The sequence below is a fragment of the Brevibacterium sp. FAM 27836 genome, assembly GCF_051351055.1.
Classification (GTDB): Bacteria; Actinomycetota; Actinomycetes; order Actinomycetales; family Brevibacteriaceae; genus Brevibacterium.
The window spans coordinates 2,218,688-2,235,098 of sequence record NZ_CP195711.1; the positions used below are offsets into that span (position 1 = coordinate 2,218,688).

Annotated in this window: 12 protein-coding genes; 8 read left to right on the forward strand and 4 right to left on the reverse strand. The window is 68.3% G+C overall.

What is annotated here, in order from left to right:
• Window positions 1–110: 110 nt before the first annotated feature.
• Entirely contained in the window at window positions 111–1,175 is a 1,065-nt protein-coding gene (locus tag ACSE4D_RS09995; RefSeq protein WP_425118965.1) for a lysostaphin resistance A-like protein, read from the forward strand.
• Between the two features lie 62 nt (window positions 1,176–1,237).
• Here ACSE4D_RS09995 and ACSE4D_RS10000 read toward each other — a convergent pair whose 3' ends face one another.
• The 3 genes from ACSE4D_RS10000 to ACSE4D_RS10010 form a co-directional block, all read right to left on the reverse strand.
• Entirely contained in the window at window positions 1,238–2,113 is an 876-nt protein-coding gene (locus tag ACSE4D_RS10000) for a hypothetical protein (RefSeq protein WP_436325881.1), read from the reverse strand.
• Window positions 2,114–2,344: 231 nt separating this feature from the next.
• Window positions 2,345–4,372, reverse strand: coding sequence for a sensor histidine kinase (locus ACSE4D_RS10005; RefSeq protein WP_436325882.1), 2,028 nt, complete (start codon window positions 4,370–4,372; stop codon window positions 2,345–2,347).
• On the reverse strand, window positions 4,369–5,271 hold the full coding sequence (locus ACSE4D_RS10010; protein ID WP_436325883.1) for a hypothetical protein: 903 nt from the start codon (window positions 5,269–5,271) through the stop codon (window positions 4,369–4,371). Before ACSE4D_RS10010 ends, ACSE4D_RS10005 begins: the two co-directional genes overlap by 4 nt.
• A gap of 168 nt (window positions 5,272–5,439) precedes the next feature.
• Between ACSE4D_RS10010 and ACSE4D_RS10015 the strand changes: the two genes are divergently transcribed.
• Entirely contained in the window at window positions 5,440–6,165 is a 726-nt protein-coding gene (locus ACSE4D_RS10015) for a response regulator (protein ID WP_436325884.1), read from the forward strand.
• Window positions 6,166–6,248: 83 nt separating this feature from the next.
• Here ACSE4D_RS10015 and ACSE4D_RS10020 read toward each other — a convergent pair whose 3' ends face one another.
• A complete protein-coding gene (locus ACSE4D_RS10020) occupies window positions 6,249–7,280 on the reverse strand; it encodes an NAD(P)H-dependent flavin oxidoreductase (RefSeq protein WP_436325885.1) in 1,032 nt (343 codons plus the stop codon).
• A gap of 240 nt (window positions 7,281–7,520) precedes the next feature.
• Between ACSE4D_RS10020 and ACSE4D_RS10025 the strand changes: the two genes are divergently transcribed.
• From ACSE4D_RS10025 to ACSE4D_RS10050, 6 genes are all read left to right on the forward strand, one after another.
• Window positions 7,521–9,026 (forward strand): acyltransferase family protein, encoded by a 1,506-nt coding sequence (locus ACSE4D_RS10025; RefSeq protein ID WP_436325886.1) that lies wholly within the window; start codon window positions 7,521–7,523, stop codon window positions 9,024–9,026.
• A 447-nt stretch (window positions 9,027–9,473) separates the two neighbouring features.
• Window positions 9,474–11,138: an ABC transporter substrate-binding protein gene (locus ACSE4D_RS10030; RefSeq protein ID WP_436325887.1), complete on the forward strand. Its 1,665-nt coding sequence runs from the start codon at window positions 9,474–9,476 to the stop codon at window positions 11,136–11,138.
• Window positions 11,138–12,190 (forward strand): ABC transporter permease, encoded by a 1,053-nt coding sequence (locus tag ACSE4D_RS10035; protein WP_436325888.1) that lies wholly within the window; start codon window positions 11,138–11,140, stop codon window positions 12,188–12,190. The genes ACSE4D_RS10030 and ACSE4D_RS10035 overlap by 1 nt, the downstream gene beginning before the upstream one ends.
• Complete coding sequence (locus ACSE4D_RS10040) at window positions 12,187–13,077, forward strand: ABC transporter permease (protein WP_436325889.1); 891 nt, start codon at window positions 12,187–12,189, stop codon at window positions 13,075–13,077. Before ACSE4D_RS10035 ends, ACSE4D_RS10040 begins: the two co-directional genes overlap by 4 nt.
• On the forward strand, window positions 13,074–15,035 hold the full coding sequence (locus tag ACSE4D_RS10045; RefSeq protein ID WP_436325890.1) for a dipeptide ABC transporter ATP-binding protein: 1,962 nt from the start codon (window positions 13,074–13,076) through the stop codon (window positions 15,033–15,035). Before ACSE4D_RS10040 ends, ACSE4D_RS10045 begins: the two co-directional genes overlap by 4 nt.
• Entirely contained in the window at window positions 15,028–16,410 is a 1,383-nt protein-coding gene (locus tag ACSE4D_RS10050; RefSeq protein ID WP_436325891.1) for an NtaA/DmoA family FMN-dependent monooxygenase, read from the forward strand. Before ACSE4D_RS10045 ends, ACSE4D_RS10050 begins: the two co-directional genes overlap by 8 nt.
• Window position 16,411: the final 1 nt, after the last annotated feature.

Below are 16,411 nucleotides of genomic sequence, written 5' to 3' on the forward strand. Positions count from 1 at the left end.
CGCGGTTGCTCGATCGGAAGCACCCTGATGTGTGCATTCGCCCGATCGGATGACACGAATCATGCCCTCGGCCGATGGTCGACGACCCCGTTCTTCGACAGGGTGGAGACATGAGAAATCAACCGCACACACTGCACAGTCAACCGGCCCAACCGCTCCAGCCGGCCCAACCGCTCCAGCCGGCCCAACCGGCCCAGCCCGGCACGGACCTGCACATCCCCGCATCCGTTGAGCCGCCTCGGCGCTATCATCGGCAGTTCGCCGGGCTGCCGGGGAACCGATGGTTCAAACCGATCCTCGTGGTGCTCCTGACCCTGCTGTTCTACTCGGTCGCGATGATCGTCGAGTTCGTGAGCTTCTTCATCGTTGCCCTGATCACGCTCAACACCGAAGGCGACTTCACCGCGTGGTCAGAACGACTCATCGACTTCAACACCATCACCGGAGTGCTCTTCGGGCTCATCAACGTCATCCTCATGTGGCCGGCCGCCGAACTCGCGACCCTCTGCGTCTATCGGCGCTGGTACTCCTCGATGATCTCGCTTCGCGGCGGCATGCGTTGGGGCAGACTCGGGCGGTACATGCTCTACGGGACGGCCGTGTGGGTGGTCTGCGCGATCGTCATGGTCCTCTTCTCGGACGGGGCAACGGGCACCCTGACCTCGGGAATCGTGTGGAATCAGCATGTGCTCGCCATGCTCATCGCGTTCGTCCTCCTCGTCCCGTTCCAGGCGACGGCCGAGGAGATCGTCTTCCGCGGGCTGGCGATGAACATCATCGGCTCCTGGCTGCGGCACCCGGCGTGGGCCGTGCTGATCCCCGTGCCGTTCTTCGTCTTCGGCCACCTCTACGATCTGCCCGGACTCATCGATGTCGGGATCTTCGCCGCGATCGTCGGCACACTGACCGTCATCACCGGCGGCCTCGAGGCCGGGATCGCGTTCCACATCGTCAACAACCTCTTCGCGTTCGTCCTCGGTGTGCTCTCCGGAGCCGACCTCAACGCGACGAGTTCCCCGACCGCCGAGGTCGTCGTGTCGATCGCCGCCCCGATCGTCTTCGGCATCGTGGTCGTCCTCGACCACCGTCGCCGAGGCGGTCCCTCCACTGGCGAAACGCTTCGTCCCCGCGGGGACGGGTCAGAATACGTGGGGGTCGGGCCCGAATCCGCGTGAGTCGGGTCCGGACCTGCGAACGCGTGAGTCGGGTCCGGACCTGCGAACGCGGGGCCGGGCGTCTAATGGCGTGGGTGCGAATCCGGCTTGGTCGCGGAATCGGTCGCGGGCGCGGTCGCAGTATCAGCGGTCGTCGGGACGGAAGCCGACTGAGAGGCCGAACCGGTGGTCGGATCGGTCCGCGAACCGGCAGCCAGCAGACGGTCGACGAGTTCGTCGACCGTGACGCCCTCGGCTCGTGCAGCCATGTCGAGACGGTCGAGAGTCGAGGGCGACAGCGTCGAGCCGGCCCGCTGCGGTGCTTCAGGCGGAGTCGAACGAGGCCGCGTGGGCCCGGTTGTTGTTTCGCCGGCATCGCCGGCATCCGCAGGCTTCGCCCCAGCCCTGAGCAGCAGCGAGGTCAGCGGCACGATGACGACTCCGAGCGCGGCGAGGATCCACACGATGCCGTTGAGGCGGGTCAGCCATTCGAGCTCCCATGCCGCCTCCACCCAGATCATCATGAGGACCAAGCATGTGCCGAGTACGAGGAAACCGAGCGTGATCGGCAGCCCGATGCGCACCAGCCGGGTTCGGGCTGTCAGCAGCAGAATGAGCGAACTCACCGCTGCGACGGCGGTGAGAAGGACGGATGAGGCGAGTACTTGGGAAATGATGTCGCCGATGCTGAGGCCGTCGGTCTCGGACCACGGGCCGTCCCACCGGTACGGATCGCCCCAGAGGAACCACAGGCACAGCGCCATGGTGATCACAGACAACCCGATCGTGACGATCCCGAACCATTGGCTCCGGCGACCGAGGAGCGTCGCCCCGCAGAACGCCGCTACGCTGACGGCCCCGGTCAGGGCAGTCGTGCCGATGACCCTGTAGGTCGCTTCGGACTCCATATCGCCGAGCAGGACGATGATGCCTCCCGCCGCTGCCAGGCTGAAAGCCACGACGATGACGATGGCGATCGTACGGCGCAGGACCCGCGCGGATGAGTTCGCCGGGATCGGTGAGCCTGTCGCCGCGGGCGAGCCCGTTGCAGCGGGTGGACTTGCCGGACCAGTGGAGTCGGCAGGTGGGGGACCTGGTGACATGGGGAGATATCCTTCCGGAGGGGGATCGGTCGGTGACATTCAGTATGGCATCGAACTGTCCCCACAGTCCGCCCCGCAACCGTGCCCTCACTCGGCAGGCAGTGTGGCTCTGACCTCGAAACCGCCGTTGTCGGTCGGCCCCACCCGCAGGCTCCCGCCCAATGCTTCGACGCGCTCACGCATCCCCTTGATGCCGAAACCCCCGCCGAGGTGGCTGTGCCCGCCCGTATCCGACCCGCCGTCGGGCGTGCCGTTGAGTACAGAGATCTCGAGTCGGGTCCCGATGGCCGTGACGGTGACCGCCACCGGGGCTCCGGCGGCATGACGCAGCGCATTCGACAGACTCTCCTGCACCACGCGGTACGCCGTGAGGCTCGCCGTCGCCGACAGCGACAGAGCCTCGGTGGGGAAGTCGAGATCGACGGCGGCCCCGGAACCGCGGGTGATGTCGACGAGCGTGGGAATGTCATCGACGGTCGGCTGCGGCGCCAGGTCCGCGTTCCGACCTCCACGGAGGATCGCGAGCAGCCCGCGCATCTCCGTCAGCGCCTGTCGGGCAGAGGAGGCCATCGAGTCGAACTCGCCGAGGCTGCGCTCATCGAGTCCGGGCAGCCGGTACTGCGCGGTCGTGGCCTGCACGCTGATGACTGACATGCTGTGGGCGACGACATCGTGGAGTTCCTGGGCAATCCGGTTGCGTTCTTCCAGCTCCTGCCGTTTGGCCAGTTCCGCGGCACTGAGTTCCCGCTCGGTCTCCAGCTGCCGGCGACCTTGGATGAGGAGGTTGCCGATGACACCGATGATCCCGGCGCCGGCGGCGATCGACAGCGTCGTGATGACGTTCGACAGAGCCCCGGAGAACCCGCCGGCATGCGGTGTGACCAGTGCGAACACCCCGATGAGCAGGCTGGCCGTCCAGACGGCGACGAGGTGGATCCACCGGTGGCGCAGACCGATGAGGAGGTGGAGGAACACGAGTGCCAACAGCGAGGTGACCGTGAACGGTCGCACCGCACCCGAGATGTCCGCGGTGAGCAGGATGCTCACAAACTGACCCGCGAGACCGAGGCCGATTCCGGCGATGGGCCACCGCACGGCGAGGACGAGCGAGGCGCTGAGCGCGAAGGCGATGAGCATCGCGAAGACGGTCGGGACGTCATAGACGACCGTGGTCACCGGCCAGGCGACCGCCACGAGCACGACACCGACGAAGACCGACACGAACCAGAACCAACTCCGGTTCCCGGCGGCAGTCGAGAGGATGGACGAGCTCGGTGCCGAGGCGAACGACGGCGAGGCCGCACTCGGGTGAGGGTGCTCGGCCGCGGTGCGAGCCCAGTCGGAGGACAGGGCCGCGCGGATCGTGACGATCTCGAGCAGCGCCATGGCGTGGAGGACGAACGGGAAGGTGAGCAGGAGGATGAGGCCCACGACGGACTGGAATGACGCCTCGGCGGCGAAACCGAAGTCTCTGACCGGCGAATTCGTCGCCCAGGCGACGACCCGATCAACGGTGTCCCCGCCCCCGTCGGGGATGAAGGCGCCCCAGAGGAAGTGGGTGATCCCGCCGAGGCCGCCGAAGAACCACACGGCTGATACGACGAAGGTGAGGATCCGGATCGGCAGCGCGAACACGGCCTCGAAGAGCAGATCCAACCACGCACGGGCGTCACCCAGGGGAGCCAGCCACCAGCGGAGTCCGCGTCCGCGCGGTGGGGCGGCCGCCTCGGCGAGGGGAGCACCCCACACGCGGGCCCGGGCCCGGGAGAGGTCGCCGAACGCCCGGGCGACGGTGAGCGTCAGCGGCAGGAGGAGAACCCCGACCCACACGATCGCCGTGCCGATCGAGACCGAGAACAGGGCGATGAGGACGGGCATCGCGATGAGGGAGATGAGCATGCTCGGCGCTACCAGCCCGGCATCACGGCCGAGATTGTGCCACAGGCGAGCCCACCAGGAGCGATCCTGGGGTGCAGGGGACTGACTCGGCGACCTGTGCGTCGGGTCGGTCGGCTGGGGCTCTGCTGGTCGGGGCACCTCTTCAGAGTACGGGTTTCCGGACTGGGACGCGCCGGGCGAGACCGGTGTGATCGGTGCTGTGGGGGAGTGGTTCATGGCTGGGTTCCTTGCTGGAGAGGATGGGTGGCGGCAGGTGCCGGGACGGGGGAGATGACGGTCGATCGAGCGCTGAGGACCTTCGGGTGGAACCGCGAGAGCATCCACACCCCGCCGATGCCGATGCCGGCCGAGGCGAGCAGACCGAGAGTCGCCACGGGGGTCAGTCCCGAGTATTCGCCGAAGAAGGCCGCACCGATGATGACGGCGACGATCGGGTCGATGACGGTGAGCCCGGCGAGCACGGTCTCGGCGGGACCGCAGGCGTAGGCGGTTTGGACGAGCCAGAAGCCCGCGGCCGAAGCCAGTCCCACCGCGCTGAGCAGCAGCCACCACCGCGCACCCAGTCCGTCGAGTCCGGGCAGACCGGCCACGATGACCGAGCGCGCGAGGACGTGCGTGGCCGCGGCGACCGTGCCGAAGACGATGCCGGTGATGATGACCCGCGGAATGTGGCCGGCGGAGCTGATCGAGAACAGGCCCGCGAAGACGCTGAGCGCAATGAGCACCGCGAGCAGCCAGGTCACCGACTGCTCAGTGGCGCTGAGGTCGTGGGCGAACCGTGCTGAGGTGGTGACGAAGGAGAACACCCCGAACAGAGTCACCGCGATGCTGATGAGCAGGGGCGCACCGAGGCGGAGCCCGAAGAAGCGCCGCCCGATGAAGACGGCGGCGACGAGGGAGACCGCGCCGATGGGTTGGACGATGGCGACCGGGCCGAGGCCGAGGGCGATGACATTGAGCACCGTGACCAGCCCCATGAGCCCGAGCCCGGTGACCCAGGTGGCGCGGCGACGCGGGCCGGGAGCCATGGCGGCCACGGCATGCTGCTGGAAGTGGGTGCCCAAAGCCAGGCAGAACGCTGCCGCGGTGGCGAGGACGATGGCGGTGATGATCATGGCTCGAACATTAGAGAGCGGGTATGCGCCTGCGCATCATACGCGGGAGTGAATATGGTCCCGTGCGGGTCCCCCAGGAGGATGAAATCCGGTCGAAGCCGGGTCGAGGCGACGGATTCTCGGGGTTTGCGAGGGTACCGGGGCGGCCGCGTCCGGTAAGTTTGAACCATGCCAGGAATTGAGGACGCGGGGGACGGATCAGCCGCCTCGGCGAGTGTGCCGCCACCGTCGGAGACGGTCATCCGGGTCGCCATCGTCGACGATCAGGCGATGATCCGGCAGGGCTTCGGTGCGCTGCTGGACGCGCAGACGGACATGCAGGTCGTCGGCAGCGCCGAGGACGGATCGGCAGTCGTCGACCTCGTCCGCCGCACGGATCCCGACGTCATCCTCATGGACATCCGGATGCCGAAACTCAACGGCCTCGACGCCACCCGGGCGATCTCCACCATGCCCGGGGTGCATCCGCGAGTCATCATGCTCACGACCTTCGACGCCGACGAATACGTGTTCTCTGCGCTGCGGGCCGGTGCCAGCGGATTCCTCCTCAAGGACTCCACCGCCGAGGATCTCATCACCGCCGTGCGCGTCGTGGCCGGCGGGGAGTCGCTGCTCGCGCCCTCGGTGACCCGCCGCCTCATCGCCGAATACGTCGCCGGACCCACCGTGGCCAAGGACACCGCGGTTCTCGGACAGCTCACCGACCGTGAGATCGAGGTGATGACCCTGGTCGCGAAGGGCCATGCCAACGCCGAGGTGGCCGCGCAGCTCTACCTCGCCGAACAGACCGTGAAGACCCACGTATCCCGGATCCTGTCGAAACTGGGCCTGCGCGATCGCACCCAGATCGTCGTCGCCGCCTACGAGACGGGCCTGGTCGTCGCGGGAAGCTGAGAGCCGCACCGCCGCCTGAGGTGGGCGAACGGGTCGGGTGACCGGCGACCACTGCGACCACCTCAGACGCCGGTGGGGAACGACTACTGGCGGGCGAAACGGGCGCCGAGGTCCTTGACGATCGTTTCGGCCGACGCTGCGTCCGCTCCCCGGTAGCCGGTTCCGGCCCACAGGTGCAGGTCCTGCGGGTCGTCGGCCCTCTTCGCCGCGGCCCGGAACTCCTTCGTCAGATGGTGCACCGCCGGATAAGCGTTCACGGCCACCGGATCGAAGCGACGGACGAAGCCGTTGACGAGAGCGCGCGCCGGGCGACCGGTGAATGCGCGGGTGAGCCGGGTGTCTGTGAACTCACCGGAGGCCAGTGCGGCGCGGTGCGTCGGCGCGGTTCCGGCTTCCTCGGAGCGCAGCAGCAGGGTGCCGACGACTACGGCGCTCGCCCCGGCCCCGAGGAGCTCGGCGACCATGGCCTCACCGTCGACTCCGCCTCCGGCCGCCACGGGCAGGTCCACCTCGGCGAGGATGTCGCGGACGAGATCGACGGTGGGGCGGTCCTCGATCGTCCGCGTCGGATCGGCGGTGCCCGAATGCCCACCGGCACGCGGGCCCTGGACGATGAGCCCATCGACTCCGCGTTCCGCGGCCACTCGGGCCTCGGGCACCGAGGTCACCGTGGCGACGATCTGGCTGCCGACGGCGTGGAGGCGGTCGACGGTCTCATCGGTGGGCAGGTTGAAGGTCGTCGAGACCACAGGCACGGGGTGGTTGATGAGCCAGTCGAGCTTTTCGTCGAAGTGGTCGTCATCGTCGACCGGTTCGGGGTCGAGGGTGACGCCGCGTTCGGCCGCGGCCGGTTCGAGCTCGGCGACGAAGGCGGCGAAGGCCTCCCGGTCGACGGGAACGGGGTTCGGGACGAAGAGATTGACGCCGAAGACATCGGTGGTCTCACGCATCCGCTCGACCAACGGGGCCAGGACCTCTGCCGTGAGATAGCCGCCGGCGACGAAGGGGAAGCCGCCGGCTCGGGCGACCGCCTCGGTGAGTTCGGGCGTCGTCGTCCCACCGGCCATGGGAGCGCCGATGATCGGCAGGGTGGTCTTCGCGAAGGCGATCGTCACGAGTGTCTCTCCTTGAAGTCGGGCGTGCTCATCGCCATTCTCACACGACCCCGCGCGACCGGTGCGGGATGCTCAGTGTGCGGTACCCCGCGTGACCGGTAGGGGGTGCTCAGCGTGCGGCATCCCCCGCAGGTATCGGCCGGCCGGTGCGAGCTCGGCTCTCCGGGGTGATGCGGCGGACCGAACACGGTTCCTAACTTCGGTGTCATCGCACTTCACCGACCCGGATGAGAAACCGCCATGACACTGACATTCCGCGAATCGCTGCCGCCCGACGACCACCGAGGCCGGGCCCACCCTGCCCCGCCGACCGTCGTCGCACCACCCCGCGAGCCCGCCGGGCGCCGCCGGGATCCCGCCCTCGACCTCCTCCGCTTCGCCTGCCTCGTCGTCGTGGTCATCCTCCACTCGATGATGAGCGCGGCAGTCCTCGGCCCCGACGGCGCCGTGGTGCCCACCGTCGCGCTCTCGGACACCACCGGCTTCGCCGCCGCCTCCTGGCTCTTCCAGGTCATGCCCCTGTTCTTCATCATCGGCGGCGCCTCGGGCTTCTTCGCCTGGCGTCGCATCCGCGCCAGCGGGGGCACATGGGCCGACTACCTGCGCGCTCGCCTGCGCCGACTCGTCGCCCCCGTCACCGTCCTCATCGCCCTCGCCGGGATCGGCCTGTCGGCAGCCGCCGAGATCGGCGTTCCCACCGAGCTGATCACCGAGGCGAGCCACCGCATCGGCCAACCACTGTGGTTCCTCGCCGTCTATGTCGGCCTCACCGCGCTCGTGCCCGTGGCGGTGCATGTCCATGACACCGCGCCGAGGCGGGCCCTGGCAGTGCTCGCCGGTGCCGTCATCGTCGTCGACGTCCTGGTCGCGGTCACCGGAGTCTCGGGGTTGGGCTATCTCAACTTCCTCCTTGTGTGGCCGTTGATCCAGCAGCTCGGGTTCTTCTGCGCCGAGGCCCTCGACCGACCGGTGCGCCGGTCACTCGTGTGGCCGGTGCTGGCGGCCGCGCTGCTGGCCCTGGCCGGACTCGTCGCCTCCGGGGTCTACAGCCCGAATATGCTCATCAACCTCAACCCGCCCACCGGTGCCCTCGTGCTGCTCGGAGTGGTGCAGATGTGCGGACTGCGGCTCCTCCACGCCCGGCTCAACCGAGCGCTGACCGCAGGCGGGGGCGCGGCGACCGAGGCCGTCACCGAGGCGGCCGCCGAGCCGAGGATTCTGCGCGCGCAGATCTGGCGGCGGGTCATCGCCTGGGGCAACCGGTACGGAATGGAGGTCTATCTGTGGCACATGAGCGTCGTCATCGTCCTCATCGGGGAACTCGGGGCTCTGGCACAGACGGTGTCGGGTCTGCGGAGTGCGGCTGGTCCGGGGATCGCCGAGTTCGTGCTGCCCGAGATCGGTTCCGCCTGGTGGTGGGCCACACGGCCGGTGTGGCTGCTGGCGGTGATGCTGCTGTCGGCGCTTCTGGCCATGGCGGTGAATCGGATCCCGTTTCCCACCGAACAGCGTCTGACGGCGATCGGCCGACATATTCCGGTTCTCGGGCCGCGGGCCCGCGCCGTCACCGCGGTCGGTGCGGCCACGACCGGCATCGCCATCGCCCTCCTTGTCGGAATCGCGCCGCTGGGCTGGACGCTGACGGCCGTCCTCCTGCTCATGGGCGCGCTCATCCTCGCTGCCGGGCTGTCCGACCGGCCGGGCGTTTCCGCCCCGTCGGTCGGGTCATCCCGCCGGTCTCTATGACGAAGCGTGACGAAGAACGCAAAGAAAGATTGTTGAGCAATGATGTTTATTGGTACGGTATGAATCGTCAGCATTCCATGACATCACTTCAGCAGAGGGCATGATGATCGCACACAAGAATTCGCAGACCTGGGCGTTGTCCGCACGGTTCGAAGCTCTTGATTGTTGCCGCCTCATGCCGATGTTTCAGCTCTTCACCGGCTGATCCCGCGAGGTCTGCCGCGGCTTCCCGGCACCGTCGTTCGGCTCGCGGAATCTCATCCCACCTTGCTCGCCTCCGGGTCCGATGCTTCTTCTCGACTCGGGCGCACCCGCTCAAGGCTGCCTGATTCCGCTCATTATGTGTTGAGCAATCATCGCCGAATGCTCGGTAGCGACCCGCGCACCGTCTTTCGTCCCGTCACGGACACACCCTTCCTCCCGCCACTGACACACCACAGGATTCCCATGAATATCGCCAGCCTGCACGCCTCCGACCCGGCTCATTTCGCCGGTGGCGGCCGCGCCGCCCGCACTCGCCGCACCTACTCGACCCGCTTCGCCCTCGCCGCGCTCACCGCCGGTTCCCTGCTTCTGGCCGGCTGCTCCGGTTCGGCCGGTGCCGAAGGCGATGACGGGCAGCCGCAGAAGGGCGGGGTCCTCAAGGTCGCCTACGACACGGACCCGCAGTGCGTCGACGGACAGCAGGTCGGCTACAACGTCACCCTCAACATCACCCGCCAGATCACGGACTCCCTGACCGACCAGGACCCGAAGACCGGCGAGATCAAGCCCTGGCTGGCACAGTCCTGGGACGTCTCCGACGATGCGAAGACCTTCACCTTCCACCTCCGCGACGGGGTGAAGTTCCACGACGGCACGGACTTCACTTCCGCCTCGGTGAAGGAGAACTTCGAGGCGATCAGAGACCTCGGAGCGAAGGCGTCGATCGGCCAGACCTACATCGACGGACTGAAGTCGATCGACACCCCTGACAAGCAGACCGTGACCTTCACCTTCGACCAACCCAACGCCCAATTCCTGCAGGCGACGTCGACGATGAACCTCGGCTTCTACTCCTCGAAGACGCTCGAACAGACCCCTGAACAGCGCTGCACCGGCGACCTCGTCGGCACCGGCGCATTCACACTCGAGAAGGTCGAACACGACAAGGCGATCACGCTGAAACGCAACGATGACTACGACTGGGCCTCCTCACTGGCCGCCCATGAGGGGCCGGCCCATCTCGACGGCGTCGAATTCTCGATCGTCCCCGAGGCCTCGGTGCGCAACGGTTCGCTGCTCTCGGGCCTGGTCGACGTCGACACCACTGTCCAATCCCAGGACGAACAGACCCTCGAAGCCCAGGGCCTCGACATCGTCTCCCGCGCCAACCCCGGTGTCGTGTACAACCTCGTGCCGAAGACCACCGGGCAGATCGCTGAGGACGAAGCGGTGCGCAAGGCCCTCAACAAAGGCATCGACCGGCAGCAGCTGGCCACGGTCGTCTCCGACCATCAGGCTCCGGCCACCTCGGTGCTGGCGAAATCGACCCCGCAGTACGAAGACCTCTCGGACCTGCTGGCCTATGACCCGGACGGAGCGAAGAAGCTGCTCGACGACGCCGGGTGGAAACCCGGAGCCGACGGCATCCGGGTCAAGGACGGCACGAAGCTGACGACGACGCTGACCTACTGGCAGGACGCTCCGTTCCTCGAACTCGTCCAACAGCAGCTGCGGACCATCGGCTTCGACCTCCAGCTGGAGAAGAAGACGATCGCCGAGGTCACCGCCCTGCAGGCCGAAGGCAAGGAAGACTTCACCTTCGGCAACCTCACCCGCTCGGACGCTGACATCCTCCGCAACTACTTCGGCGCGAACGAGCAGAACTCGAACGCCCGCAAACCCGGAGAGATCGACAAGGTGCTCGCCCGCACCACCGAAACCCTCGACGAAGACGCCCGAAAGGCCGACTTCACCCAAGCTACGAAGCTCATCCTCGACGAAGGCTATTCGATCCCTCTCGTCGAACTCACCGGCATCGTCGGCACAGGAAAGAACGTCCACGACTTCGCTTTCGAAGCCTCCTCCCGCTACCAGCTCCACGACACCTGGCTCGGCGGTGAGCAGTGATGAGTCTGCGTTTCCTCGCCTCCCGCCTGGCCCAGGGCCTGCTCGTCCTGTGGATCGCGTTCACTCTCAGCTTCTTCCTCCTCTATTGGCTGCCGGGCGATCCGGTCATCACGATGCTCGGTGCCGGCGGAGAGCTGCAGAGCTTCGACCCCGCCGAGGTGGCCCGACTGCGCGCCGAATTCCACCTCGACCAGCCGCTCATCGTCCAATACCTCTTCGCGTTCGGGAGCCTGCTGCGCTTTGACCTGGGCACGTCGATCCAGGCCGGCACTCCCGTCACCGAGGCGATCGCCTCCGCCCTTCCCTCGACGCTGGCGCTGGCCGCGCTCGCCCTGGTCATCGCGCTCCTCGTCGGGATCATCATCGCCGTGTCCGCGACCCTGAGTCGCCGACCGTTGCTGCGCGATGCGCTCGCCGCCCTGCCGGGACTCGGGGTCGCCCTGCCGACCTTCTGGGTCGGACTCATGCTGCTGCAGTTCTTCTCCTTCCGGCTCCCGCTCTTCCCCGCAGTGAGTGACGGAACGCCGGCTGCCATCGTGCTGCCTGCCGTGACCTTGGCGATCCCGCTGTCGGCGATCATCGCCCAGGTCCTGTTCCGTTCGCTGCAGAACGCATGGGTCCAACCCTTCGTCACGACCTTCCACGCCTCCGGATACACCCGCCTGCGGCTGCTGCTGCGCCAGGCACTGCCCGTGGCGCTGCTGCCGACACTGACGATGGGCGGGGTGCTGTTCGGTCAGGCGCTGGCCGGGTCCGTCGTCGTCGAGAACGTGTTCTCCCGGCAGGGACTCGGACGCCTCGCCCAGACCGCGGTCACCGGGCAGGACATCCCGCTCGTCCAAGGCATCGTCCTCTTCGCCGCGGCCGTGTTCGTCCTCGTCAACCTCATCACCGACCTGTCCTACCCGCTGCTCGACCCGCGCCTGCGGGCCGCACAGCGCACACGTCGCACGTCGACCGTCACCGAGGCGGCCCACCAGGAGCGCGGATCCGACGTCGCGAACCCGGTCTCGAGCTCAGCGACGGCTGGGAGCAAAGGAGCACGCGCATGAGCCCGGCACTCGAACTGGAGACGAACAGCGAGACCGAGGACCGACAGGCCGGCACCCTGCGCCGCCTCACCTCGGCGGCGGCAGGCTCACGGATCGGCGTCACCGAGGTCATCGCGCTCATCGTCCTCGCCCTCGCCGCGGTCGCGGCACTGTGGCCCGGCCTGCTCACCGGTGTCGATCCGCTCACCGGCAACCCCGCCGACCGACTGCTGCCGCCGAGTGCCGAACACGTCTTCGGCACCGACCAGCTCGGACGCGATGTCTTCTCCCGCACCGTCCACGGTTCGGCCCAGACGCTGTCGGCCAGCCTCGCCGCCGTGCTCATCGGAGTCGGGGTCGGTGTGCTTCTCGGGCTGCTGTCCGGATACTTCACCGGGGCAGTCGACGCGATCTTCATGCGCACCGTCGACGTTCTCCAAGCCGTCCCCGGTCTGCTGCTGTCGATGGCCGTGATCACCGCACTGGGTTTCGGCACTCTCAACGTCGCCGTGGCCGTCGGCGTCGCCGCCGTGCCCTCCTTCGCCCGCCTCACCCGCGCCGAGGTGATCCGCTGGCGGGCAGCCGAATTCGTCCGAGCCGCCCGCGCGGACGGCCTGTCCGCCGCGGCCGTCCTCGCCCGACACATCCTGCCGCAGGTGAAGGGCCCGATCGGGGCGCTGCTCGCCCTCGAGTTCGGGTCCGCGGTGCTCGCGGTCTCGGCGCTGAGCTTCCTCGGCTTCGGTGCCCCGCCGCCGCAGCCCGAATGGGGACTGCTCGTGTCCGAGGGACGCGACTTCCTCGCCGCCGCCTGGTGGATGACGACCTTCCCCGGCCTCGTCGTCGCCGCCGTCGTGCTCGCAGCCAACCGCCTGTCCCACGCCGTCAATTCCGAGAAGGGATTCCGATGATCCACACCGATCTCCTCGCCTGGCCCTCGGCCGGAGCCGGCACCGAGCTCCTCGAGGACTCCGATGCCCTTCCTCCGGAGGTCTCGACAACCGCCGGCGAGCAGGCCGCCGTTCCCGCCGGCAACTCTGCCGGCACCGCTGTCGGCAGTTCCGTCGGCACCTCTGTCGGCCGTGAATCGTCGGCGCCCACGCCACAGGCCCCGGACGTGCCGGCTCGGCAGACCCCTGCGGTCCTCGACGTCTCGGGGCTGAGCGTGACCTACCCGGGCGCGAGCGCACCGGCGATCGCCAGCATCGGCCTGACCCTGGATGCCGGCGATACGCTCGCCATCGTCGGCGAATCCGGGTCGGGGAAATCGACGACGGCGGCGGCACTGACCGGACTCCTCCCGACGGGGACTCGGGTCGAGGCGTCCACGCAGAGCCACCTCGGCGAGGATCTCTCCGCGGCGAAGCCGCGCACCTGGCAGCGCATCCTCGGCACGGGGATCGGGTACGTGCCGCAGGACGCCGGAGCCGGACTCAATCCGGTGCGCACGATCGCCTCGGCGCTGCACGAGACGCTGACGGTCAATGGTTTCGCGAAACCCCAGATCGGACCGCGCATCGCCGAAGTGCTCACCGCCGTGGGCCTCGATGCGGACACCCACGGACGGCGGTATCCGCACGAGCTCTCCGGCGGGCAGCGGCAGAGGGTGCTCATCGCCAATGCGATCGCCGCCCGCCCCGCGCTCATCATCGCCGACGAACCGACCTCGGCGCTTGACGCGACGGTCGCCAAACAGGTCCTCGACGTGCTCACCGCCCTCGTCGCCGAGTCGCAGACCGCGCTCGTGCTCATCACCCACGACCTCGGGGTGGCCAAAGAACGCGCCGCCGAACTCATCGTCATGAGCCGTGGCCGCATCGTCGAAACCGGGCCGACGGACCGCATCCTCACCGCACCCCGGCATCCCTACACTCAGGCTCTGCTCGCCGCAGCCCCGCACCTCGGATGGGGTCGGCTCCAACCGGGCCGCGCGACGCGGACCGACCTCGGAGGCGGCGCGGACGCATCGGTCGCGGACGCATCGGTCGCGAACGATTCAGGCGGGGCCGCATCGGTCGGAACCGAACCGGTGACCGACCCCAGCACCGAGGCAGTGCTGACCGGACGCGGAATCGTACGGAATTTCGGCGGGGACCGTCCCGCCGTGAATGGACTCGACATCGCGCTGCGGGCCGGGTCGACCATCGGCATCGTCGGCGAATCCGGGTCGGGGAAGACCACCTCGGCGCGGATCCTCCTCGGCGCGGATCGGGCGGATGCCGGCGCTGTCGACCTGCACGGAAAGCCGCTTGCCGACTATCGCCGGAAGGACCTCGGTCGACGGATCCGGTACGTGCATCAGGACTCGAGCGCCGCGCTCGACCCGCACTACACGGTCGAGCGGATACTCACCGAACCCCTGCGCGGCCACCGCATCGGCACCCGCTCTCAGCGGCCGGGCCGGGTGCGGGAACTGCTCGATTCCGTGGCGCTCGACCACAGTCTGCTGGGCCGCACCCCGCAGGAGCTCTCCGGAGGGCAGCGGCAGCGGCTCGCGATCGCACGGGCTCTGGCCGTCGACCCCGAGGTGATCATCCTCGATGAGCCCGTCTCCGCCCTCGACGTCGGTGTGCAGGCGCAGATCCTGCAGCTGCTCGTCGACCTGCAGGCCCGCCTCGGCGTCGCGTATCTCTTCATCTCCCACGACCTGGCCGTCATCGAACAGATCTCCGATGAAGTGATCGTCATGAAGGACGGACTCGGCATCGAATCCGGGCCGACCGCTCACGTCCTCCACAGCAGCCGCCACGCCTACACCCGGGCGCTCATCGACGCAGTGCCCTGCTTCGACGACTCGGCCGTGCGCACGGTCGCAGCAGACAACCTCACCGACAACCCCACCGACTCAACAGGAGCACATCATGCCTGACACCCACACCTCCGGACAGCCGCGCCAGGTCCACCTGGCCGCCCACTTCCCCGGCGTGAACAACACGACCGTGTGGGCAGACGCCGCCTCGGGCAGCCACATCGAATTCGATTCCTTCTCCCATCTGGCGAAGACCGCCGAGGCCGGGCTCTTCGACTTCTTCTTCCTCGCCGAGGGCCTGCGCCTGCGCGAACACCAGAACAAGATCTTCGACCTCGACGTCGTCGGCCGCCCGAACACCACGGCCGTGCTCTCCGCGCTCGCCGCCGTGACCACCCGCATCGGCCTGGCCGGGACACTCAGCGCCACCTACAACGAGCCCTTCGACATCGCTCGCCGGCTCGCGACCATCGACCATCTCTCCAACGGCCGCGCCGCCTGGAACGTCGTGACGACCTCGGACGCATTCACCGGCGAGAACTTCCGTCGCGGCGGCTACCTCGACCACGCCGATCGCTACCGTCGCGCCGAAGACTTCATCGACGTCGCCCGCAGACTCTGGGACGCCGCGGCGAACGACGGCGCCTTCGCCCACGAAAGCGACTTCTTCGACATCTCCGGCCGATTCCCCACCGGAGCCCTGCCCGGCGGCCACCCCGTGGTCTTCCAAGCCGGAGACTCCGATTCCGGCCGCGACTTCGCCACCGGTTCCGCCGACGTCGTCTTCACCCGTCATTCGGATCCCGAATCCGGGCGGAAGTTCTACGCGGACGTGAAATCCCGACTCGCCCGCTACGGTCGAGCCGAGGACGAGTTGAAGATCTACCCGGGCGTATCCGTCATCCTCGGCGATACCCCCGCCGAGGCGGTCGAACGCTCTCGCGAGGTCGCCGCCCAGCAGGTCAGCGAGGCCGGTGCCATCGCCTTCCTCGAACGCGTCTGGGACCGTGACCTCTCCGCCTTCGACCCGAACGGGCCGCTGCCGGACGTCCCGCCGGGCGGCGAGTCGATCTCGCAGGGACGGGTCAGACACATCAAGGACGCCGAAGCCACGATCGCGGCCTGGCGCGACATCGCCGAGGCCGAGAACCTCACCGCCCGCGAACTCGTCATCAGAGTCTCGAACCGGCACTCCTTCGTCGGCACCCCGCACCAGGTCGCGCTCGACCTCGCCGAGGCGGTCCGGACAAGAGCCGCCGACGGCTATATCCTCGTCCCCCACCTCACCCCCGGCGGACTCGACGAAGTCGTGGAGAAGGTCGTGCCCGAACTCCAGGAACTCGGCGTCTACCGCACCGAATACCCGGACGGCTCCCTGCGGGAGACCATCGGACTGCCCGCCGCACGCACCGCAGCCGACTGGGCGGACGCCCGCGGCCGAGCCCGGGGGACGACCACCGGCGCTGACGCCGCCGAGCTCAAGGAGGTGGGCTGAG

Coding starts and splice junctions, on each gene's coding strand:
- ACSE4D_RS10045 (WP_436325890.1), top strand. CDS start 13,074: ATGATCCACACCGATCTCCTCGCCTGGCCCTCGGCCGGAGCCGGCACC.
- ACSE4D_RS10025 (WP_436325886.1), top strand. CDS start 7,521: ATGACACTGACATTCCGCGAATCGCTGCCGCCCGACGACCACCGAGGC.
- ACSE4D_RS10010 (WP_436325883.1), bottom strand. CDS start 5,271: ATGATCATCACCGCCATCGTCCTCGCCACCGCGGCAGCGTTCTGCCTG.
- ACSE4D_RS10035 (WP_436325888.1), top strand. CDS start 11,138: ATGAGTCTGCGTTTCCTCGCCTCCCGCCTGGCCCAGGGCCTGCTCGTC.
- ACSE4D_RS10040 (WP_436325889.1), top strand. CDS start 12,187: ATGAGCCCGGCACTCGAACTGGAGACGAACAGCGAGACCGAGGACCGA.
- ACSE4D_RS09995 (WP_425118965.1), top strand. CDS start 111: ATGAGAAATCAACCGCACACACTGCACAGTCAACCGGCCCAACCGCTC.
- ACSE4D_RS10015 (WP_436325884.1), top strand. CDS start 5,440: ATGCCAGGAATTGAGGACGCGGGGGACGGATCAGCCGCCTCGGCGAGT.
- ACSE4D_RS10050 (WP_436325891.1), top strand. CDS start 15,028: ATGCCTGACACCCACACCTCCGGACAGCCGCGCCAGGTCCACCTGGCC.
- ACSE4D_RS10005 (WP_436325882.1), bottom strand. CDS start 4,372: ATGAACCACTCCCCCACAGCACCGATCACACCGGTCTCGCCCGGCGCG.
- ACSE4D_RS10030 (WP_436325887.1), top strand. CDS start 9,474: ATGAATATCGCCAGCCTGCACGCCTCCGACCCGGCTCATTTCGCCGGT.